The organism is Actinacidiphila cocklensis (genome assembly GCF_907177275.1).
Classification (GTDB): Bacteria; Actinomycetota; Actinomycetes; order Streptomycetales; family Streptomycetaceae; genus Actinacidiphila; species Actinacidiphila cocklensis.
The window spans coordinates 24,670-45,144 of record NZ_CAJSLV010000078.1; the positions used below are offsets into that span (position 1 = coordinate 24,670).

The window sequence follows — 20,475 nt, forward strand, 5'->3', positions numbered from 1 at the left end:
CGCACCAGGCCAGAGTAGCCGCCAGGGCCACCCGGCCTCGAAGCCATTCCGAAGGGCGGACGGGTGGTGCCACACTCATCTCTGCGATGATGAAGGTCGACAATGCCGACCATCACCCGTTTCCCCGCGAGTGGGGGAGAGTCCGGCCATATTTCTGCCCCCTGGAGTGCATGCGATGCCCGGTTCGATCCAGTCGCTGGAGCGCGCGGCCGCGGTTCTGCGACTGCTGGCCGGGGGCGAGCGGCGACTGGGCCTGTCGGACGTGGCCTCCTCGCTGGGGCTGGCCAAGGGCACCGCGCACGGCATCCTGCGCACGCTGCAGCAGGAGGGCTTCGTCGAGCAGGAGCCGGTGTCGGGGAAGTACCAGCTGGGCGCGGAGCTGCTGCGGCTGGGCAACAGCTACCTGGACGTGCACGAGCTGCGGGCGCGCGCCCTGGTGTGGACCGACGACCTGGCCAGGTCCAGCGGCGAGGCGGCGTATCTGGGCGTGCTGCACCAGCACGGGGTGCTCATCGTGCACCACGTCTTCCGGCCCGACGACGGGCGGCAGGTGCTGGAGGTCGGCGCGATGCAGCCGCTGCACAGCACCGCGCTCGGCAAGGTGCTCTCGGCCTTCGACCCGGTGGCCCACAACGAGGTCGCCGAGGGTGAGCTGGCGGCGCTGACCGACCGTACGGTGACCGGCACCGCCGAGTTCGAGTCGGTGCTCGACCTGACCAGGTCCCGCGGCTGGGGCTCGGACCTGGAGGAGACCTGGGTCGGCGTGGCCTCGGTGGCCGCGCCCGTCTACGACCGGCGGCGGATGCCGGTGGGCGCGGTGGGCGTGACCGGTGCGGTGGAGCGGGTCTGCGACCCGGACGGCATCCAGTCCCGCCTGGTCGCGGCGGTCCGCGACTGTGCCCGTGCGGTCTCCCGCGATCTGGGTGCCGGGCGCTTCTAGTCCCGCAGGCCCCGCCGACCCCTTCTGCACCTCCCGCCTCCGGTGACCCTTCCGAGGTCTGGGTCACATCCCTCTTGACCTGCGCAACCCAAGGGGAGAACACTCTCGTCCTGCGATCGACAATGTCGAACACCGGACGGATTGTGACAAGGGAGTCGCTGTGTCCAACGGCCATATCGTCATCGGCGAGATCTTCGGTACCGCCGTGCTCATCCTGCTCGGCGGCGGTGTCTGCGCCGCCGTGACACTCAAACGGTCCAAGGCCAGGGACGCCGGTTGGCTGGCGATCACCTTCGGCTGGGGATTCGGCGTTCTGGGCGGCGCCTACATCGCCAACGGCTACTCCGGCGGGCATCTCAACCCCGCGGTCACGCTGGGCATAGCGATCAAGACCGGTGAGTGGTCGAAGGTGCCGTACTACCTGATCGGTCAGCTGATCGGCGCACTCATCGGCGCCTTTCTGGTCTGGGTGGCCTACCTGGGGCAGTTCCAGGCCCATCTGACCGACCCGGAGGTCGTCGCGGGCCTGGAGGCCGACCCCGCCGGCCCCGCGACCGGCAACAAGGCCCAGCCCGGCGGCCCGGTGCTCGGGGTCTTCTCCACCGGACCCGAGATCCGCAACCCGGTGCAGAACCTGCTCACCGAGGCCATCGCCACCGCGGTCCTGGTGCTCTTCATCCTTACGCAGGGCATGACCGACGGTCTGGCGGAGAATGGAATGGGCATCCTGCTCACCGCGCTGATCGTCGTCGGACTCGGTCTGTCACTCGGAGGACCCACCGGCTACGCGATCAATCCGTTCCGGGATCTCGGCCCGCGGATCGTGCACAGCCTGCTGCCGCTGCCGAACAAGGGCGGCTCCGACTGGGGCTACGCATGGATCCCGGTGGTCGGCCCGCTGGCCGGCGCCGCTATAGCGGGCGGACTGTACCGGCTCGCGTTCACATAGAGCCGTACGGGACCCACTTCGCCACCCGGACCACCGAGCGCAGACCCGACGAGGAGCACACCATGACCGACACTCCCACCAGCAGCCACGGCACAGGACCCTTCATCGCCGCGATCGACCAGGGCACCACATCGAGCCGCTGCATCATCTTCGACCGCGACGGCCGGATCGTCGCGGTCGACCAGAAGGAGCACGAGCAGATCTTCCCCAAGCCGGGCTGGGTCGAGCACGACGCGTCCGAGATCTGGACGAACGTCCAGGAGGTGGTCGCCAGCGCCATCACCAAGGCCGGCCAGGACATCGCCGGCTTCACCCCCAGTGACGTCAAGGCCATCGGCATCACCAACCAGCGCGAGACCACCATGCTGTGGGACAAGAACACCGGGCAGCCGGTGCACAACGCGCTGGTCTGGCAGGACACCCGCACCGACGCGCTGTGCCGGGAGCTGGGCCGCAACGTCGGCCAGGACCGCTTCCGGCGGCAGACCGGCCTGCCGCTCGCGTCGTACTTCGCCGGGCCGAAGGTCCGCTGGCTGCTCGACAACGTCGACGGGCTGCGGGAGCGCGCCGAGCGCGGCGACATCCTCTTCGGCACCATGGACTCCTGGGTGATCTGGAACCTCACCGGCGGCGTCAACGGCGGCAAGCACGTCACCGACGTCACCAACGCCTCCAGGACCCTGCTGATGGACCTCAAGACGCTCCAGTGGGACGCGAAGATCTGCGAGTCCATCGGCGTCCCGATGGCCGTCCTGCCGGAGATCAGGTCCTCCTCCGAGGTCTACGGCACCACCGACATCGGCGGCCTGGACGCGGTCCCGGTGGCCTCCGCGCTCGGCGACCAGCAGGCCGCGCTGTTCGGCCAGACCTGCTTCGCGGTCGGCGAGGCGAAGTCCACGTACGGCACCGGCACGTTCATGCTGATGAACACCGGTGAGACCCCGGTGAACTCCTACGCCGGCCTGATCACCACCGTCGGCTACCGGATCGGCGACGCCAAGCCGGTCTACGCCCTCGAGGGCTCCATCGCGGTCACCGGCGCGCTGGTGCAGTGGATGCGCGACCAGATGGGCCTGATCAGCAGCGCGCCCGAGATCGAGACGCTGGCCTCCTCGGTGGAGGACAACGGCGGCGCCTACTTCGTACCGGCCTTCTCCGGCCTGTTCGCCCCCTACTGGCGCTCCGACGCGCGCGGGGTGATCGCCGGCCTGACCCGGTACGTGACCAAGGCGCACATCGCCCGGGCCGTGCTGGAGGCGACCGCCTGGCAGACCAGGGAGATCGCCGACGCGATGTTCAAGGACTCCAGCACCGAGGTCACCACCCTCAAGGTGGACGGCGGCATGACGTCCAACAACCTGCTCATGCAGACCCTCGCCGACTTCCTCGACGTGCCCGTGGTGCGCCCGATGGTCGCCGAGACCACCTGTCTGGGCGCGGCCTACGCGGCCGGCCTCGCGATCGGCTTCTGGCCGGACACCGAGGCGCTGCGGGCCAACTGGAAGCGGGCTGCGGAGTGGACCCCGCAGATGGACGCCGGCGAGCGCGACAAGGAGTACAAGCAGTGGCTCAAGGCCGTTCAGGCGACCATGGGCTGGCTCGAAGACGAAGAAGGCTGAACAGGGCTGACGAGCGAGCGTCCGCAGTGGCCGGCCGAGGAACGAGGCCGTCCGCGCAGGGCGCGAGGAGGAAGCCCGACCGAGGAAGTGGAGGGCTGACGAGCGAGCGTCCGCAGTGGCCGGCCGAGGAACGAGGCCGTCCGCGAAGGGCGCGAGGAGGAAGCCCGACCGAGGTAGAGGAGAGCTGAGGCAACGATGACCACCCCGCAGAGCGCCCCCGTACCGGGGACGCGACCGACTGCCGGCGCAAACCCCGGCAGGGCCGAGACCAGGGACCTGCTCGGCAGGGCCACGTACGACCTGCTGGTGATCGGCGGCGGCATCCTGGGCATCACCACCGCCTGGCACGCCGCTCAGTCGGGTCTGCGGGTGGCGATGGTGGACGCCGGCGACTTCGCCGGCGCCACCTCCTCGGCGTCCTCCAAGCTGCTGCACGGCGGGCTGCGCTACCTGCAGACCGGCGCGGTGCGGCTGGTCGCCGAGAACCACCTGGAGCGGCGCGCGGTCTCCCGGGACGTCGCGCCGCACCTGTCCAACCCCCTGACGTTCTACCTGCCGGTCTACAAGGGCGGCCCGCACGGCGCCGCAAAGCTCGGCGCGGGCGTCTTCGCGTACTCGGCGCTGTCCGCCTTCAGGGACGGCGTCGGCCACGTGATCAGCCCGGCGAAGGCCGCCCGCGACGTGCCCGAGCTGCGGACGGACAACCTGCGGGCCGTCGCGGTCTACGAGGACGGGCAGATGAACGACGCCCGGATGGCCCTGATGACGGTGCGGGCCGCGGTCGACGCGGGCGCGACCGTGCTCAACCACGCCGAGGTCACCGGGCTGCGCTTCACCCGCGGCCGGGTCACGGGCGCCGACCTGCGGGACCGGCTCGACGGCACGGACTTCGGCGTGGACGCCCGGCTGGTGCTCAACGCCACCGGCCCCTGGGTGGACCGGCTGCGCCGGATGGAGGACGCGGCGGCCGACCCGTCGATCCGGCTGTCCAAGGGCGCCCACCTGGTGCTGCGCCGCACCGCGCCCTGGCGGGCCGCGCTGGCGACCCCGATCGACAAGTACCGCATCACCTTCGCGCTGCCGTGGGAGGACATGCTGCTGCTGGGCACCACGGACGAGGTCTACGACGGCGACCCGGCCGATGTGCGGGTCACCGAGGCGGACACCGCCCAGATACTGGAGGAGGCCGCCTTCTCCGTCCGCGACCAGCAGCTGTCCCCCGACCTGATCACGTACTCCTTCGCCGGGCTGCGGGTGCTGCCCGGCGGTCCCGGCGACACCGCGAAGGCCAAGCGGGAGACGGTGGTCACCGAGGGCCGCGGCGGGATGCTGTCGGTCGCCGGAGGCAAGTGGACGACCTTCCGGCACATCGGCCGTACGGTGATGAACAAGCTGGCAGAACTGCCCGGGCGGCCGCTCGCCGACGACATGGAGCCGATGTCGTCGCTGCCGCGCCGGGCGCCGCTGCCCGGCTTCGCCAGCCAAGGTGCCGTCGCCCACCGGCTGCAGGCCGACGGGGGCCTGCCGGGGCCGCGGATGGCGCCCGACACCGCCAGGCACCTGGCGGGCCACTATGGCTCGCTGGCCTTCGAGATCGCCCGGCTGGCCGCCGAGGACCCGGCGCTGGCCCGCCGCATCCACCCCGACGCGCCGGAGATCTGGGCGCAGGTCGTCTACGCCAGGGACCACGAATGGGCGCAGCGCGTGGACGACGTGCTGCGGCGGCGTACCACCCTGACGATCCGCGGCCTGGACACCCCGCAGATCAGGGCCGAGGTCGAGCGGCTGCTGGCCGAGGGCCGCTGACGGGCCTCACGCCCCGCCGGCGGCCGCGGCCAGCCGGTCGAGCTCCGCGAAGAGCGCGGCCGGCGGTTCGCCGCCGGTCGCCGCCAGCAGGGTCAGCCAGCGCTCCCGGCCCTCGCGCCACAGGGCCGCCGGCGTCGCGGCGGCGACGGCCGCGACCGTACGGGCGGGCAGCTCGGCCTCGGCGCCCCGGGAGGGGGTCAGCCAGTGCTCCGTACTGCGCTCGGCGAGCCGGGCCATCCACAGCAGGTGGCGGGCGGCGTGCCCGAGCGCGTCCTGCGCCCGCAGCAGCTCACCGCGGGCCGTCACGTGCGCGGCGAGCACCAGCCAGTTGGCGAACCTGCCGCACAGGTCGGCGATCTCCGCCGGCTCGGCGGGGATCGCCGGCCGGTCGGGCAGCGCGGCGAGCACCGGGGTGAGCAGGCCGTCCCGGTCGACCACCACCATCGCGTCCACCGCGGCGCCGCGGGCCGGCCACTCCCCCACCGACGCGATGTCGGCGGTCGTGGCGAAGTGGAACTCCCCGCGCACCGGCCCGGGGAAGAACGCGACATGGGTGCCGAACTCGTTGCGCACCACCAGGTTCACCGGGGCGACCAGGGCGCACCAGGCGGCCGGGTCGAGCGCGGCAAGGGCGGCGGGGTCGAAGAACAGCCAGAACTCGACGTCGCTGTGCTCGTCGCCCTGCCCGGCCGCGAACGAGCCGTACGTCAGGGCCGCCCGGACGCCCTGGTCCGCCTGGCAGAGCTGCCGTACCCGGGCTATGAGGTCGTGTTGGATCATCCGGCCCAGTATGGGTCGCGGCCGGACAGCGCGACAGCGGTTTCCAGGTCGCCCGCGCCCGCGGGGACCTCCACGGGCTCGCCGAAGCCCTTGTAGTCGCGGTACATCTGCGCGTACTCCTGCACCGTGGCCAGCAGTCTGGCCGCGGTGGCGTCGGCGACGCGGTAGTCCTGCCCGGTGGCCCTGGCCAGGTCCCAGCCGTGCAGGCACAGTTCGAGGAAGAGCATGGCCGCCATGCCCTCGGCCGGCATGTCGGCGATCTCCCCCTCCCACACCGCCGGGTCCGCCCAGGCGGCCACCGACCGGTCCAGCTGCTCGGCGTACTGCCGCGCCCACTGGGGGTCCGCGGTGAAGTCCCGGGCGGCGAGGTCCTCGGGGTGCGGCTCGCGCCTGGCGCGCAGCTCCATGCCGATCCCGGTGTAGGCGACCAGGTGGTTGGCCAGGGCGCGGGTGTCGTAGTCGGGGCAGGGGGTGGGCCGCGCGAGCATGTCCTGGCCGGTCCCGGCGGCGATACGGGCCGCCTCCTGCGCGCTGTCGGCGATCTGTGCGTGGAAGTTCATGCAGGTGACGCTACGCAGCGTCCCGCCTCCGGTCTTGAACAAACACGACACCGCATAGGCTGGGGCCATGAGCAGGCACGGCCTGGGCCGCGGTGTGCTGCGCCCCGACGCGGCAGCCGGCTTCCTCGAGGTACGGCAGCAGGCGCCGGACCCCGCTCTCGCCGCGCTGGTCGACTTCTACTGGAACCCCCGCTGGGATCTGCGCGGGCGCGATCCGTACGAGCAGAAGGTGCTCGCGCACCCGAACGTGCACCTGGTCTTCGAGCCGGCGGGGCCGCTGGTCTACGGGGTGCAGCGCGGGGTGTTCGTACGGCGTCTCGAAGGCGCGGGGCAGGTGCTCGGGGTGAAGTTCAGGCCGGGGGCCTTCCGGCCCTTCGCGGGTGGCCCGGTGGCCGGCCTCGCCGACCGCGCCGTGCCCGCCGCCGGCATCCTGGGGGACGCGGTGGCCGAGGTGGGCCGGCGCGTCCTGGCGCTGGACGGTCTGGCGGAGATGGCCGGGCACGCCGACCGCTTCCTGCTCGGCCTGCTGCCCGCGCTGCCGCTCGACCCGCAGGTCGCCGAGGTCGCCGCGCTGGTCGAGACGATCACCGCGAGCCCGCAGCTCTTCCGGGTGGACGAGCTGGCCCGCGAGCTGGACATGCCGGTACGCCGGCTGCAGCGGCTCTTTGCGGACTACGTCGGCGCCTCGCCCAAGTGGGTGCTGCGCAGGGCGCGGCTGCACGAGGCCGCCGCCCGGGCCGACGAGGGCGCCGGCATCGACTGGGCGGCGCTCGCCGCGGACCTCGGCTACGCCGACCAGGCGCACCTGACACGGGACTTCACCGCCGCGGTGGGCGCACCGCCCGGCAGATACGCGGGTCGCTGAATTGCCGTTTCGTTAGGTGATCGGGCCTCCCGGGCACATAATGAGGCTATACATCGGAGGTCTGGCGGCGCTGCGGGACCGGAACAAGGGGAGGCCCAGATGGCGGTCACCGACGAGGCCATCGAGAAGATCAAGGAGATGATCGTCTCCGGGGCGCTCCGGCCCGGCGACCGGCTCCCCAAGGAGAGCGAGCTGGCGGCCGAGCTGGGCCTGTCGCGCAACTCGCTGCGCGAGGCCGTACGGGCGCTGTCCCTGATCCGCATCCTCGACGTACGGCAGGGCGACGGCACGTACGTCACCAGCCTGGACCCGCAACTGCTGCTGGAGGCGCTGAGCTTCGTGGTGGACTTCCACCGCGACGACACGGTGCTGGAGTTCCTCGGGGTGCGCCGCATCCTGGAGCCGGCCGCCACCGCGATGGCCGCGCTCCGCATCCCCGCGGAGGAGCTGGACGTCCTGGAGGGCAGGCTCGACGCGCTGGGGTCGCAGCCGTCGGTGGAGGAACTGGTCGCCTCCGACCTGGAGTTCCACCGCGGGATCGTGGCGGGCTCGGGCAATTCCGTGCTGTGCTCGCTGCTCGACGGCCTGTCCGGGCCGACGACCCGCGCGCGGGTCTGGCGCGGGCTCACGCAGGAGGACGCGGTGTCGCGGACGCTGCATGAGCACCGGGCGATCCTGAGCGCGCTCAGGGATCGCGATGCCGAGGCTGCGCGGTCGTGGGCCACCGTCCACGTGGCCAGCGTGGAGCAATGGCTCCGCTCGACCCTGTAGCCCCCCGTCCCGGGGCGCACCCCGTCTCCGCGGGACCTTCCCCCGGTGGTGGGCTGTTCGCGCAGTTCCCCGCGCCCCCGGGTGGTTGCCACTTGCTGTGGCGTCGCAACTTTCCCGCCTCTTCGGCTGGTCGCGCAGTTCCCCGCGCCCCTGGGTGATTGCCCCTCGCGGCGGGCTCGCATCCTTCGGTGCGTCGTGGTTGCGCGCGCAGTTCCGCCCCCAGGCGAAAGCTCTGGGGGCGGAACTGCGCGACCAGCCACGACGGCGGGAATGCCGACCGCCCCCCGCAGGGGGGCAGGGCCTGAAGGGGCGCGGGGAACTGCGCGACCAGCCACGACGGCGGGAGAGAAGGGACGCCACCGCAAGGGGCACCCGCCCGGAAGGCCGCCGGCTACGGCAGGACGTAGACGCGGGATGCGGTTTCGCCGAAGAGGGACGAGCGGTCGGAGGGGGAGAGGTCCGCGGAGGCGGCCTCCGCGAGGGCGAGCACCTCGCCGTAGGAGGCGGCAAGCGTGCAGACGGGCCAGTCGGAGCCGAAGAGGACCCGGGAGGGTCCGAAGACGTCCAGCACGTGCCGTGCATACGGCAGAAGGTCGGCCGGCTCCCAGCCGGACCACGTCGCCTCGGTCACGAGCCCCGACAGCTTGCAGGTGACGTTGGGCAGCGCGGCCAGCGCGGCGATCTGCGCGGCCCACGGCTCCCACCCGCCGGAGGCGATGTGCGGCTTGGCCGCGTGGTCGAGCACGAAGCGCAGGTCCGGCAGCGCCGCCGCCGTCTCCAGCGCCGCGGGCAGCTCGCGCGGGGTGACCAGCAGGTCGTAGGTGAGGCCTGCCGCGGCGACCGTGGCCAGGCCGCGGCGGACGGCCGCGCGGGCCAGCCACCACGGGTCGGGCTCGTCCTGGACCTGGTGGCGTATCCCGACCAGCGGGCCGGTCAGCGAGGCGAGGACGTCCGCGAGCGCGGGGTCGGTGAGGTCGGCCCAGCCGACGACGCCGGCAATCCGGCCGCCGGACTCGGCCGCGAGGGCGAGCAGTTCGCGGGTCTCGTCCAGCGACGAGCTGGACTGCACGACGACGGTCGCGTCGATGCCGTGCTCCGCGAGCAGCGGTTCGAGTTCCGCCAGTGCGAAACTGCGGGCGATCGGGTCGAGTTCGGGGCCGGTCAGCCAGGGCTGCGGCCGCCGTGTGAGGTCCCACAGATGGTGGTGCGCGTCGATCCGCATCGCTATTCCCCCGCCGCGAGGCTCGCCGCGAGCGGCAGCGGCACGTCCGGGTCGAGCAGGCCGCGCTCGACCAGCGCGTGCCACATCGCGTCGGGGATGTCGTGGTCGAACATCGCGGTGTTGTCCCGCACTTCCGCGGCGCTCGCCGCGCCGACGAGGGCGGAGACGACGCTGGGGTGCGCGAAGGGGTAGCGCAGGGCCGCGGCCCGCAGCGGGACGCCGAACTCGCCGCAGACCGCGGCCATGTCGAGCGCCCGGTCGAGCAGTTCCTGCGGCGCCGCGGCGTAGTCGTAGTGCGCGCCGGGCCTGGGGTCGGCCAGCAGCCCGGAGTTGTAGACGCCGCCGACGACGACCTTGGTGCCGCGGCGCTCGCACACCGGCAGCAGGTCGTCGTAGGCGGTGCGTTCCAGCAGGGTCCAGCGGCCCGCGCACAGCACCACGTCGACGTCGAGGTCGGCGACGAGCCGGGCCAGGACGTCGCTGTGGTTCATGCCGAAGCCGATCGCCTTGACCATCCCCTGGTCGCGCAGCTCGGCGAGCGCGGGGAAGCCGGTGGCGTACACCTCGGGCAGGTGGTCCTCGACGTCGTGCAGGTAGACGATGTCGACGGCGTCCACGCCGAGCCGCGTCAGCGAGCCCTCCAGCGTGGCGCGGATGCCGTCGGCGGTGAAGTCCCAGACCCTGGCCCGGTCGGGGACGTCGGTGAAGCCCTGGCCGTCCGGCGTCTCCCCCGGCTCCAGGTCGCGCAGCCTGCGCCCGACCTTGGTGGACAGCACGTAGGACGCGCGGTCCCGGCCGGCCAGCGCCCGGCCGAGCCGCTCCTCCGAGCGGCCCAGGCCGTAGTGCGGGGCGGTGTCGAGGTACGTGACGGGCCGCCCCGCGTCGAAGGCGGCGGCCACGGTGGCCTCCGCCTCCTCCTCGGTGATGGCGCGGTAGAGATTGGCCAGCGGCGCGCAGCCGAGGCCGAGCCGGGGCAGTGCAGGTACGGGCATACGGGGTGTCTTCCTGCTTCGCTGGGCCGGCTGCGCCTGCGGTCGGACCGGATCGGGTCGGACGGGGATCGGGGGTGGATACGGGTCGGGGCTCGGTCAGTCCTGCTTCTCGCCGCTGGCGAAGCGGGAGATGATCAGGGCGACGATGATGATGGCACCGTAGAGGAACTTGTCCCACAGCGGCGGCACACCGCCCAGCGTCGTGACGTTGACGACCAGTTGGAGGCTGACGACACCGGTCAGGGCGCCGAAGAGGGTACCGCGGCCGCCGTTGAGGCTGACCCCGCCGATGACGGTGGCGGCGAAGACCTGGAAGATCCAGCCGTCGCCCTGGGTGGCGGAGATGGCGCCGTAGTGGCCGGCGTAGAGGACACCGGCGAAGGCGGCGATCAGGCCGCCGAGCGCCAGCACGATCCAGGTGATCCGGTCCACCCTGATGCCGGCCGCCCTGGCCGCCTCGGTGTTGCCGCCGATCGCGTACAGCGCCCGCCCGTGCCGCAGGTAGCCCAGGGCCAGGCCGCCGGCGGCGAAGAGCAGCAGGCAGATCCACACCGCGGCGGGCGCCCCCATCCACTCGGTCTTGCCCAGGTAGGAGAAGGACGCCGGGACCGCGACGATCGACTTGCCCTGCGCGACACCGTCCTGCAGGCCGCGCAGCATGGTCAGCATGCCCAGCGTCGCGATGAAGCCGTTGACGCGCAGCTTGAGGATCAGGAAGCCGTTGATCGCGCCGATGACCAGGCCGACCAGCAGGCAGACCGGGATCGAGGACCAGGTCGGGAACAGGCCGATGCCGTGGAAGGTGGCGGGGCCGCTGCTGGGCAGCACCAGCCACATCGCGATGACCGGCGCGACACCGATGGTGGACTCCAGCGACAGGTCCATCCGGCCGCATATCAGGATCATCGCCTCGGCGAGCACCAGCAGGCTCAGCTCGCTGCTCTGCTGGAGCACGCCGATCAGGTTGTCCGAGGTCAGGAACACCGGCGACACGATGAAGCCGATGACGCCCAGCACGAAGATCACCGGGATCAGCGACAGGTCGCGGTAGCGGGCGAGCTGGAAGCGCGGTGCCGCGGCTCGCGGTTTGCCGGATACGGCCAGGTCGGCGCTCAACTGGGTGGTCTCACTCATTCCTCGGCTCCCTTGCCGCCGCCCGCGTCCGCGGGCAGCCCCTCCATCGCCGAGACCAGGTCCCGGTCGGTCCATCCGCTGCCGAACTCGGCGATCACCCGTCCGTGGAAGAGCGCGATCACCCGGTCGCAGACCCGCAGGTCGTCGAGTTCGTCGGAGACGATGACGGCCGCGTCGCCCCGGTCGGCGACCCCGCGGACCACGCCGAGCAGCGCGTCCTTGGACTTCACGTCGACGCCCGCGGTGGGCCGGATGGCCACCAGCACCCGCGGGTCGCGGGCCAGCGCCCGCGCGATGACGACCTTCTGCTGGTTGCCGCCCGACAGGTCGGAGACCGGCTGGGCGGGTCCTGAGGTCTTGATGTCCAGCGAGTCGATCATCCGCTGGGCGAACGTACGGGTCCGCGACGGCAGCACGGTGCCGTAGGGACCGAGCTGGTCGGTCACGGTGAGCGTGGCGTTCTCCGCCACGCTGCGGCCCAGCACCAGGCCCTGCCGGTGCCGGTCCTCGGGGACGTAGCCGATCCCTGCGTTCAGCGCGTGCGGCACGCTGCCGGGGCGTACGTCCCGCCCGTCGACCGACGCGCTGCCGCCGGTGGCCTTGCGCAGCCCCACCAGCGTCTCGCCGAGCGCGGTGTTGCCGCTGGCGGTGGCGCCCGCGAGGCCGAGGACCTCGCCGGCGCGCACCGCGAAGTCGATCGGCTGGAAGGCGCCGTCCAGGGCGAGCCCCTCGGCCCGCAGCACGGTGTCGCCCGCCGGCGTGCCCGACGGCTTCTGCGCGGGTGCCGCCTTGGCGTGCCAGGTCGTCGCGGTCTGCGCCGCCTCGCCCGTCATGGCCGCCACGAGGTCCGCCTTGCCCAGGTCCGCGACGGGCGCGGTGAGGATGTGGCGGGCGTCGCGGTAGACGGTGACGGTGCTGCAGAGGTCGTAGACCTCCTGCAGGTGGTGCGAGATGAACAGGAACGCGACGCCCTGCTGCTGCAGTTCGCGCAGCTTGGTGAACAGCCGCTCGATGCCGGCCGCGTCGAGCTGCGCGGTGGGCTCGTCCAGGATGATGAACCGGGCGCCGAAGGAGAGCGCCCTGGCGATCTCCACGAACTGGCCCTGCTCCACGGTGAGGTCGGCGGCCCTGGTGGCGGGGTCGACGTCGACGCCGTATTCGGCGAGCAGGTCGCGGGCGTCGGCCCGCAGCTTGGACCAGCGGATGCGGCCCCGCTCGAACCTGTTGAGGAACAGGTTCTCCGCGACCGTCAGCTCCGGTACGACCATGGACTTCTGGTAGACGCAGGCGACCCTGGCCTGCCAGGCGGCGGTGTCACCCGGAGCGGGCGCGGGTTCGCCGAGGAAGGCGACCCGGCCCGCGTCGGGTGCGTGCAGCCCGGTCAGCACCGACACCAGGGTGGACTTGCCCGCGCCGTTGCGGCCGACCAGCGCGTGCGAGTCGCCGACCGCCACGGTGATGCCCACCTGGTCCAGCGCGACGGTGGGACCGAAGCGCTTGACGACGCCCTCGGCGTGCACCGCGGGAGGAGGGGTTGAGGCCTGACCGTTGCTCATGTGCGCTCAGCTCTTTCCGAGCTGGTTGGCCCACAGGGTGGGGTCGTCCACGTTGTCCTTGGTCACCAGCGGTGCCGGCAGCTGGTCCTCCAGGCCGTTCGGGATGCTGACGATCGTGGAGTTGTGGTCGGTGGGACCGGGCTTGAAGGTCTGTCCGGCGAGTGCGGCCTTGGCGTAGTACAGCGCGTACTTGGCGTAGAGGTCGGCCGGCTGGGAGATCGTGGCGTCGATCTGGCCCGCCTTGATCGCCTTGAACTCGTCCGGGATGCCGTCGTTGGAGATGATCGTGATGTGGCCCGGGGTGCCCGGCGGCTTGAGCAGGTGCTTCTGCTCCAGCAGCGCGAGGGTCGGCTGCAGGAAGACGCCGCCGGCCTGCATGTAGATGCCGTTGATGTCCGGGTCGGAGGCCAGCGTGGTCTGCAGCTTGGCGGAGGCCACGTCGCCCTTCCAGTCGGTGGCCAGCGCGATGACCTTGATGGCGGGGTACTTGGTCTTCATGCAGTCCGCGAACGCCTCGGAGCGGTCGCGGCCGTTGATGGAGTCCAGGGCGCCCTCGAACTCGACGACCTTGCCCTTGCCACCGAGCTGCTTGCCCAGGTAATCGCAGGCGTTGGCGCCGTACGCCTTGTTGTCGGCGCGCACCACCATGTAGACCTTGCCCTTGTCGGGGCGGGTGTCGACGCTGATGACGGGGATGTTCTTGCCGGCCAGCTTGTCCAGGGTGGACGCGATGGCGCCGGTGTCCTGCGGTGCCATCACGATCGCCTTGGCGCCCTGGTCGGTGAACGTCTGCACGTTGGCGACCAGCTTGCCGATGTCGTTCTGCGAGTTGGTGCGGGGCAGCGCGGAGACCTCGCCCGCCTTGACGCCCTTCTCGATGTAGTTGTTGTAGGAGTTCCAGAAGTCGCTGTCGGAGCGGGGCAGGTCGATACCCACCTTGCCGGAGGTGCCGGCCTTGTCGTCGCTGCCTCTGTTGCATCCGGCGAGCGCGGTGACCGCGAGGAGGCTCGCGATCGCGGCGACGGTCGTCTTGCGCAGTCTCATCGTCGAGTTCTGCCCTTCGAGAGTGTCGGCTCTGAGTGGTACGAGGGTGATGCGGTGCTGGTGCGGGGTGGTGCTGCGGGTAGTCCCGGTGGTGCGGTGTCGTTCAGGTGGCCGGACGCAGGCGCAGGCCCTGCATTCCGCCGTCCACGGCGAGCGCGGTGCCGGTGACGCTCGCCGCCGCCGGGCTCGCCAGGTAGGCGATGGCGGCCGCGACCTCGTCGGCCGACACCAGCCGGCCGAGCGGCTGGCGGGCGTCGAGTGCCGCGCGCTCGGCGGCCGGGTCCTCGGCCTGGTCGAGCAGCCGGCCGATCCACGGGGTGTCGGCGGTCCCGGGATTGACGCAGTTGACCCGTACGCCCTCGCGCACGTGGTCGGCGGCCATCGCCAGGGTCAGCGAGAGGACCGCGCCCTTGCTCGCGCTGTACAGGGCACGCTGTGGCAGCCCTGCGGTGGCGGCGATGGAGCAGGTGTGGGTGATCGAGGCGCAGCCGGGCCGTTCCGCGGCGGCCGCGCGCAGGTGGGGCAGCGCGGCGCGGGCGGCGCGGACCATGCCCAGGACGTTGACGTCCAGGACCCTGGTCCACTCCTCGTCCGGGTTGTCCTCGACGGTGCCGATGGAGCCGATACCGGCGTTGCTCACCAGGATGTGCAGCGCGCCGAGTTCGCGGACCGCCTCGTCGACCGCGGCGCGCACCTGGCTGTCCGAGGTGACGTCCGCGGCGACCGGGAAGGTGCCCTCGGGGGCGCCCGCGGGGTCGCGGTCCAGCACGGCGACCCGGGCGCCGCGGGCGGTGAGCAGGGCCGCGGTGGCGGCGCCGATCCCGGAGGCGCCGCCGGTGACCAGGGCGGTCAGGCCGGCGAAGTCCCGCGGGGGTGCGGGGGTGGTCGAGCCGGTCATCGGGTCATCTCCTGTCGCTCCTGCCATACCGGGCCGTCGGGGAAGCGGTAGGCGGCCAGTGTTTCCGGCACCATACGGGCGGAGAATCCGGGGGCGGAGGGGGCCTGGTAACGCCCGTTCTCCATGACGACCGGGTCGGTGAAGTGCTCGTGGAGGTGCGGCACGTACTCGATCACCCGGTCGTCGAGGCTGCCGGAGACGGCGACGTAGTCGAACATCGCCAGGTGCTGGACCAGTTCGCACAGCCCGACCCCGCCGGCGTGCGGGCAGACCGGGACGCCGAACTTGGCGGCCAGCAGCAGGATGGCGATGTTCTCGTTGACGCCCGCGACGCGCGCGGCGTCGATCTGCACGAAGTCCACCGCGCCGGCCTGCAGCAGCTGCTTGAAGACGACCCGGTTCGCGACGTGTTCGCCGGTGGCGACCTTGATCGGCTGCCCGGCGCGGACCGCGGCGTGCGCGAGCACGTCGTCGGGGCTGGTGGGCTCCTCGATCCAGTACGGGTCGTACGGGGCGAGCGCCTGCATCCACTCCACGGCCTCGGCCACGTCCCAGCGCTGGTTGGCGTCCACCGCGATGCGGATGTCGGGGCCGACCGCGGCGCGGGCCAGCCGCATCCTGCGGATGTCGTCCCCCAGGTCGGCGCCGACCTTGAGCTTGATCTGCTGGAAACCGGCGGCGATCGCCTCCTTGGCCAGCCGGGTCAGCTTCTCGTCGGAGTAGCCGAGCCAGCCGGGTTCCGTGGTGTAGGCGGGGTAGCCGTCCCGGCGCAGCTCCTCGGCGCGGGCCGCGCGGCCCGGCTCCGCGCGGCGCAGGATGTCCAGCGCCTCGTCGCGGGTCAGGGCGTCGCTGAGGTAGCGGAAGTCGACGAGGTCGACGAGCTGGTCCGGGCTCATGGACGCCAGCAGGTCCCACACGGGCTTGCCGGCCTCTCGGGCAGCGAGGTCCCAGGCGGCGTTGACGACCGCGCCCGCCGCCATGTGCATCACGCCCTTCTCCGGGCCGAGCCAGCGGAGTTGGGAGTCATGGGTGAGCAGCCGGTAGAAGGCGCCGAGGTCGCCGGTGACACTGTCCACCGGGCGGCCGACGACATAGGGTCGCAGGGTGCTGATCGCCGCGGCGACGACGTCGTTGCCGCGGCCGATCGTGAAGCACAGACCGTACCCCGCCAGGCCGTCCGGGGAATCGGTACGGAGCACGACGTAGGCGGCGGAGTAGTCGGGGTCGGGGTTCATGGCGTCCGAGCCGTCGAGCTGCTCCGAGGTCGGAAAGCGGATGTCGTACACGTCGACCTCGGTAATGGTCGGACTCATGCACACTCCCGTCGCGAGACATCGGATCTTTTCTTGATGATCCGATGTATAGCGGCGAGTGAGGGTGCTCGTCCAGGGGGAAGCGGGAAGTTGTTGGTAACAGATCGGATGTCTCGACGGCTCGCTTCCGTGTCGGGCCTGAGGTGGCTGACATGGCTGCGACGTGCGGCGATGGCTGTGGCGGTAGTGGCGGTGCTCGCCGTACTGGCCGCCGCGACGGCGCTGCGGCTCGAATACCGGGGCGATCCCGCCGCGGCGGGGCACAGCCGCGGACGTGACGCGGTCTGGCTCGGCCACGCCTGGGTGGACGGTCGCCGCACCCCCGCCGACCTGGAGCAGTTGCGGGCGCACCTGGCCGGCACCGGCGTGCACGACCTGTACGTGCACGCCGGCCCGCTGGAGCACGACGGCAGCCTCGACCCGGCCCTCTACCCGGGCGCCGCGCGGATGATCGCCGCCATGCACCAGGTACTTCCTGGGGTGCGGGTGCAGGCCTGGCTCGGCGACACCATCGCGCACGCCGGCAAGCCGGGCCTGCACCTGTCGGACCCGGCGGTGCGCGACCGTGTCCGGGCCTCCGCCGACCGGATACTGGACGCCGGCTTCCAGGGCGTGCACCTGGACCTGGAACCCGTCGCGGAGGGCGACAGCGGCTTTCTGGCGGTGCTGGACTCGGTGCACACGCTGACCGCGGTCCGCGGTGTGCCGCTGTCCGTCGCCGTACCGCAGATCGACCCCCTTCCCGGCCTGCACTCCGTGTCGCACCTGCCCTTCAGCCACCCCAAGTGGTGGTCGCAGGGGTACTTCGCGCAGGTCGCCGAGCGCTGCGACCAGATCGCGGTGATGGCGTACGACACCTCGATGCCGACCTCGTCCCTCTTCGGCGGCTACGTCGCCCAGCAGACCGCGCTGGCCCTGGAGGCGACGCCCGCGGGCACCGACCTGCTCATGGGGCTGCCCGGCTACCACACCGAGGACATGGGCCACCACGGCTACGCGGAGACGGTGGCCGCCGCCATCCGCGGCGTGCGGGTCTCGCTGGCCCGGCACGACCGGAACCGGCAGAGCTTCGGTATGGCGCTCTATGTGGACTTCCACGCCACCGAGAGCGACTGGACCGCCTTCCGTGACGGTTGGGGCACGTAGGCTGGTGGCGCACGCAGTAAGCAGCACAGCAGCAGCCGGTCAGGGGACGGCACGCCCCCGCCGGCCGGAAGGAGGCGCCGGGTGATCGAGCTTGAGGGGGTACCCGAGCTGATCGATCCGGTCATGGTCGCCGCGTTCGAGGGCTGGAACGACGCCGGGGACGCAGCCTCCACCGCGGTCGGGCACATGGACCGGGAGTTCAAGGGCGAGGTCTTCGCCGCGCTCGACGCGGAGGACTACTACGACTTCCAGGTCAACCGGCCCACGGTGTGGATGGAGGACGGGGTCCGCAAGATCACCTGGCCCACCACGCGGCTGTCCGTGGTCAGGGTCCAGACGCCCAAGCCCCGCGACCTGGTGCTGGTCCGCGGTATCGAACCCAGCATGCGCTGGCGGTCGTTCTGCAACGAGATCCTGGGCTTCGCGCACGAACTGGGCGTCGAGATGGTGGTGGTGCTCGGCGCGCTGCTCGGCGACACCCCGCACACCCGCCCGGTCCCGGTCACCGGTGTCACCTCGGACCCGGACCTGGCCACCGCCCTCAACCTGGACGAGTCCCGCTACGAGGGACCCACCGGCATCGTCGGCATCCTCCAGGAGGCCTGCACCCACGCCGGCATCCCGGCGGTCAGCCTGTGGGCCGCGGTGCCGCACTACGTGTCGCAGCCGCCCAACCCCAAGGCCACCCTGGCCCTGCTCAACCGGCTGGAGGACCTGCTCGACCTGCGCATCCCGCAGGGCGAGCTGCCCGAGGACGCCAGGGCCTGGCAGGTCGGCGTGGACCAGCTGGCCGCCGAGGACAGCGAGGTCGCCGAGTACGTCCAGACGCTGGAGGAGGCGCGGGACACCGCGGAGCTGCCGGAGGCGTCGGGCGAGGCGATCGCGAAGGAGTTCGAGCGCTACCTGCGGCGCCGCGACCCCCAGGCGGGCGGTTACGCGAGCGGCGGCGGCGACGGCGTACCGCACTTCCGCGACCTCGGCAGGCAGCCGCGCTCCGAGGAGAAGGACTCCGCCGACGGCGGCGCGGAGGGCGGCGAGGACGGCACCGAGCACGGCGGCGCTGACGACGGCGCCTCCTAGGGCGGGTCCGCAAGGTCCCGTCCGGCCGACGGCGCCTCCTGGAGCGCGCCTGGGGCGCCCCCTGGGGGGCGCCCGTGCCCGTCCGGCCCCTGGGGCTGCTTCGGCCCCAGTGCGTGGTGCCGGTAGTCCTTGGGCGGGATGTCGTAGGCGGCCCGGAAGGCGCGGGTGAAGGTGGCGTGGTCGTTGAAGCCCCAGCGCGCCGCTATCCGGTGGACGGGGACGGTCCGCAGCGCGGGCTGGCCCAGCTCGCGGCGGGCCTGTTCGAGGCGCTGGCCGCGTATCCACGCCGAGACGGTGGTCTCCTGCGCCTGGAAGAGCCGGTGCAGATAGCTGACCGAGATGTGGTGCGCGGCGGCGATGACGCCGGGCGTCAGCTGCGGGTCGTGCAGGTGCTGCCGGATGAACGCCTGCACCCGCAGGTGGAGCAGCCCTCCCTGCGACTCCGGCGCCGTCCGGCCCGCGGCGTCGACGTGGTGGGCCAGCGTCGAGGTCAGCAGCTCGACCGCCACGTTGCCCAGCCGCGGGATGTCGGACGGCCCGTAGGGCGAGGTGTCGGCGATCAGCGTGGTGAAGAACTGCGTGAGCAGCGCCCCGAGCCCCTGCCGGGACGGCAGCGGGACGGCGAGGATCTCGTCGACCTTGTTCTGCGGCAACACCAGCAGGGAGCGCGGCACATGGATGCGGGTCAGCGTCGTGGTGGCTCCCTGGCCCGCGGTGATCCGCAGGTCGAAGGGCTGTGAGCTGTCGTAGACGGCGAAGTCGCCCTCACCGAGCACCGCCTCGCGGCCGAGCTGCGACAGCCCGATGCCGCCGCCGCTGGAGAAGACCACCGAGTACAGGCCGGGGTCGGACGCGCGGATCAGCTTCGAGGTGCGCCACACCTCGGCGGGCGAGCAGGTCAGCTCGAGCACGTTGACCGACCGCAGCTCCAGCTCCCGCGCCGTGGCCCGGAATTCCATGGCGTCGTCGCTGCGCACCCGCATCGGGTAGACGCTCTTGCCCTGGAGTTCGTCGAAGCGGGCCAGCCGCTCCTCACGCGGAAGATCGTCGCTGCGGAATATCGTCCTGATCAACCTTCGCCTCCGGTCGTCCGCTCCGGTCGCCCGGCGTCCCGGGCGCTCCCCCTGCGGCCGGTCCTCCCGCTCCCGCCACGGATCGTCAAGTTCCTGTGCACTCGGTGCCAAAGCCACTGTACAAAGGCCTGCCACTCTCAAGGGGTCGGCCGGCAGCGGTCGTTCCGCACCACAGTTCGGGCAGCAAGGAGCAGATGTGACGATTACACCCCACTCGGGACCGTACGTGCCCGGGTTTCACATCGTTCGCCCATTCACGCTGTCGCACGGCCGCCGCTGCGAGTTACCATAAGACGGTTCATTCCTTTGGAACGTTTTCCCCGGGGGGGGATTATGGCAATCGACGAACGCATGGACGACGTGGATTTCCGAATTCTTGCTCTCATGCGCGACGGGCTTTCCGACGCGACGATTGGAAGACGGCTGTCACGTGGGCATCGGACGATCCAGCGGCGCATCTGCCACATGATGGACAGTCTCGGCGTTTCCGGGCGATTCGCGCTCGGGCTGAAGGTGGCGGAACTCAATTTACTGGCCAACCAGGACGTCGCCGGCACGGCGCACGCCAGGGAGCTGACCGGCCTGCACAGGTGAGCGACCAGCAGGTCGGGAGATTCCTCGGGAGCGGGGGAATTCCGGATGCCGGGGGGGAAACCTAGCCTCCGGGATCGAACCCGAGGAGGGGGACGGAAAGGCGGCCACCGCGAGTTCGCGGTGGCCGCCTTTC

19 protein-coding genes are annotated in these 20,475 nt (G+C 71.9%); 9 read left to right on the forward strand and 10 right to left on the reverse strand.

Annotation, left to right across the window (positions count from 1 at the left end; genetic code table 11):
- Positions 1-175 precede the first annotated feature (175 nt).
- The 4 genes from NFU81_RS28445 (at position 176) to NFU81_RS28460 (ending at position 5,314) form a co-directional block, all read left to right on the forward strand.
- On the forward strand, positions 176-940 hold the full coding sequence (locus NFU81_RS28445; protein WP_251495862.1) for an IclR family transcriptional regulator: 765 nt from the start codon (positions 176-178) through the stop codon (positions 938-940).
- Positions 941-1,100: 160 nt separating this feature from the next.
- Entirely contained in the window at positions 1,101-1,889 is a 789-nt protein-coding gene (locus NFU81_RS28450; protein WP_251495864.1) for an MIP/aquaporin family protein, read from the forward strand.
- A gap of 62 nt (positions 1,890-1,951) precedes the next feature.
- A complete protein-coding gene (gene glpK, locus NFU81_RS28455) occupies positions 1,952-3,508 on the forward strand; it encodes a glycerol kinase GlpK (RefSeq protein ID WP_251495867.1) in 1,557 nt (518 codons plus the stop codon).
- Between the two features lie 195 nt (positions 3,509-3,703).
- A complete protein-coding gene (locus NFU81_RS28460; RefSeq protein ID WP_251495869.1) occupies positions 3,704-5,314 on the forward strand; it encodes a glycerol-3-phosphate dehydrogenase/oxidase in 1,611 nt (536 codons plus the stop codon).
- A 6-nt stretch (positions 5,315-5,320) separates the two neighbouring features.
- Here the strand turns inward: NFU81_RS28460 and NFU81_RS28465 are convergent, their stop codons facing one another.
- Together NFU81_RS28465 and NFU81_RS28470 are read right to left on the reverse strand one after the other, a co-directional pair.
- Complete coding sequence (locus NFU81_RS28465) at positions 5,321-6,094, reverse strand: hypothetical protein (protein WP_251495872.1); 774 nt, start codon at positions 6,092-6,094, stop codon at positions 5,321-5,323.
- Positions 6,091-6,654, reverse strand: coding sequence for a TIGR03086 family metal-binding protein (locus NFU81_RS28470; RefSeq protein WP_251495874.1), 564 nt, complete (start codon positions 6,652-6,654; stop codon positions 6,091-6,093). The genes NFU81_RS28465 and NFU81_RS28470 overlap by 4 nt, the downstream gene beginning before the upstream one ends.
- Before the next feature lie 67 nt (positions 6,655-6,721).
- Here NFU81_RS28470 and NFU81_RS28475 point away from each other — a divergent pair, with 67 nt between their 5' ends.
- Together NFU81_RS28475 and NFU81_RS28480 are read left to right on the forward strand one after the other, a co-directional pair.
- Positions 6,722-7,519, forward strand: a complete 798-nt coding sequence (locus tag NFU81_RS28475; protein WP_251495877.1) for an AraC family transcriptional regulator — start codon at positions 6,722-6,724, stop codon at positions 7,517-7,519.
- Between the two features lie 99 nt (positions 7,520-7,618).
- Positions 7,619-8,290, forward strand: a complete 672-nt coding sequence (locus tag NFU81_RS28480) for a FadR/GntR family transcriptional regulator (protein WP_251495879.1) — start codon at positions 7,619-7,621, stop codon at positions 8,288-8,290.
- 391 nt (positions 8,291-8,681) lie between these two features.
- On the opposite strand, the gene NFU81_RS28485 is transcribed toward NFU81_RS28480, so the two are convergent.
- The 7 genes from NFU81_RS28485 to NFU81_RS28515 all read right to left on the reverse strand — a co-directional run bounded on the left by NFU81_RS28485 (position 8,682) and on the right by NFU81_RS28515 (position 16,449).
- Entirely contained in the window at positions 8,682-9,512 is an 831-nt protein-coding gene (locus tag NFU81_RS28485; protein WP_251495882.1) for an amidohydrolase family protein, read from the reverse strand.
- A 2-nt stretch (positions 9,513-9,514) separates the two neighbouring features.
- Positions 9,515-10,504, reverse strand: coding sequence for an aldo/keto reductase (locus NFU81_RS28490; protein WP_251495885.1), 990 nt, complete (start codon positions 10,502-10,504; stop codon positions 9,515-9,517).
- Positions 10,505-10,600: 96 nt separating this feature from the next.
- Positions 10,601-11,638, reverse strand: coding sequence for an ABC transporter permease (locus NFU81_RS28495; protein ID WP_251495888.1), 1,038 nt, complete (start codon positions 11,636-11,638; stop codon positions 10,601-10,603).
- A complete protein-coding gene (locus tag NFU81_RS28500) occupies positions 11,635-13,194 on the reverse strand; it encodes a sugar ABC transporter ATP-binding protein (protein WP_251495891.1) in 1,560 nt (519 codons plus the stop codon). Before NFU81_RS28500 ends, NFU81_RS28495 begins: the two co-directional genes overlap by 4 nt.
- A 6-nt stretch (positions 13,195-13,200) precedes the next feature.
- Complete coding sequence (locus tag NFU81_RS28505) at positions 13,201-14,238, reverse strand: sugar ABC transporter substrate-binding protein (RefSeq protein ID WP_251495894.1); 1,038 nt, start codon at positions 14,236-14,238, stop codon at positions 13,201-13,203.
- Positions 14,239-14,341: 103 nt separating this feature from the next.
- Positions 14,342-15,136 carry an SDR family NAD(P)-dependent oxidoreductase gene (locus tag NFU81_RS28510; protein WP_251495897.1) on the reverse strand — a complete coding sequence of 265 codons (795 nt, stop codon included), beginning with the start codon at positions 15,134-15,136 and terminating at the stop codon, positions 14,342-14,344.
- Entirely contained in the window at positions 15,133-16,449 is a 1,317-nt protein-coding gene (locus tag NFU81_RS28515; protein WP_251495900.1) for an L-fuconate dehydratase, read from the reverse strand. The genes NFU81_RS28510 and NFU81_RS28515 overlap by 4 nt, the downstream gene beginning before the upstream one ends.
- A gap of 171 nt (positions 16,450-16,620) precedes the next feature.
- Between NFU81_RS28515 and NFU81_RS28520 the strand changes: the two genes are divergently transcribed.
- Together NFU81_RS28520 and NFU81_RS28525 are read left to right on the forward strand one after the other, a co-directional pair.
- A complete protein-coding gene (locus tag NFU81_RS28520; RefSeq protein WP_308208330.1) occupies positions 16,621-17,595 on the forward strand; it encodes a glycoside hydrolase family 18 protein in 975 nt (324 codons plus the stop codon).
- 81 nt (positions 17,596-17,676) lie between these two features.
- Positions 17,677-18,675, forward strand: coding sequence for a PAC2 family protein (locus NFU81_RS28525; RefSeq protein ID WP_251495908.1), 999 nt, complete (start codon positions 17,677-17,679; stop codon positions 18,673-18,675).
- Here NFU81_RS28525 and NFU81_RS28530 read toward each other — a convergent pair.
- The gene (locus NFU81_RS28530; protein ID WP_251495911.1) at positions 18,672-19,748 is read right to left on the reverse strand and encodes an AraC-like ligand-binding domain-containing protein; all 1,077 of its coding nucleotides are present in this window, start codon (positions 19,746-19,748) and stop codon (positions 18,672-18,674) included. The genes NFU81_RS28525 and NFU81_RS28530 overlap by 4 nt on opposite strands.
- Positions 19,749-20,081: 333 nt before the next feature.
- Between NFU81_RS28530 and NFU81_RS28535 the strand changes: the two genes are divergently transcribed.
- A complete protein-coding gene (locus NFU81_RS28535) occupies positions 20,082-20,342 on the forward strand; it encodes a helix-turn-helix domain-containing protein (protein WP_251495914.1) in 261 nt (86 codons plus the stop codon).
- Positions 20,343-20,475: the final 133 nt, after the last annotated feature.

Bases quoted from the DNA above. Each gene is read 5' to 3' on its own strand.
- NFU81_RS28445 (WP_251495862.1), top strand. From the start codon at position 176: ATGCCCGGTTCGATCCAGTCGCTGGAGCGCGCGGCCGCGGTTCTGCGA.
- glpK (WP_251495867.1), top strand. From the start codon at position 1,952: ATGACCGACACTCCCACCAGCAGCCACGGCACAGGACCCTTCATCGCC.
- NFU81_RS28460 (WP_251495869.1), top strand. From the start codon at position 3,704: ATGACCACCCCGCAGAGCGCCCCCGTACCGGGGACGCGACCGACTGCC.
- NFU81_RS28465 (WP_251495872.1), bottom strand. From the start codon at position 6,094: ATGATCCAACACGACCTCATAGCCCGGGTACGGCAGCTCTGCCAGGCG.
- NFU81_RS28470 (WP_251495874.1), bottom strand. From the start codon at position 6,654: ATGAACTTCCACGCACAGATCGCCGACAGCGCGCAGGAGGCGGCCCGT.
- NFU81_RS28475 (WP_251495877.1), top strand. From the start codon at position 6,722: ATGAGCAGGCACGGCCTGGGCCGCGGTGTGCTGCGCCCCGACGCGGCA.
- NFU81_RS28480 (WP_251495879.1), top strand. From the start codon at position 7,619: ATGGCGGTCACCGACGAGGCCATCGAGAAGATCAAGGAGATGATCGTC.
- NFU81_RS28485 (WP_251495882.1), bottom strand. From the start codon at position 9,512: ATGCGGATCGACGCGCACCACCATCTGTGGGACCTCACACGGCGGCCG.
- NFU81_RS28490 (WP_251495885.1), bottom strand. From the start codon at position 10,504: ATGCCCGTACCTGCACTGCCCCGGCTCGGCCTCGGCTGCGCGCCGCTG.
- NFU81_RS28495 (WP_251495888.1), bottom strand. From the start codon at position 11,638: ATGAGTGAGACCACCCAGTTGAGCGCCGACCTGGCCGTATCCGGCAAA.
- NFU81_RS28500 (WP_251495891.1), bottom strand. From the start codon at position 13,194: ATGAGCAACGGTCAGGCCTCAACCCCTCCTCCCGCGGTGCACGCCGAG.
- NFU81_RS28505 (WP_251495894.1), bottom strand. From the start codon at position 14,238: ATGAGACTGCGCAAGACGACCGTCGCCGCGATCGCGAGCCTCCTCGCG.
- NFU81_RS28510 (WP_251495897.1), bottom strand. From the start codon at position 15,136: ATGACCGGCTCGACCACCCCCGCACCCCCGCGGGACTTCGCCGGCCTG.
- NFU81_RS28515 (WP_251495900.1), bottom strand. From the start codon at position 16,449: ATGAGTCCGACCATTACCGAGGTCGACGTGTACGACATCCGCTTTCCG.
- NFU81_RS28520 (WP_308208330.1), top strand. From the start codon at position 16,621: ATGGCTGTGGCGGTAGTGGCGGTGCTCGCCGTACTGGCCGCCGCGACG.
- NFU81_RS28535 (WP_251495914.1), top strand. From the start codon at position 20,082: ATGGCAATCGACGAACGCATGGACGACGTGGATTTCCGAATTCTTGCT.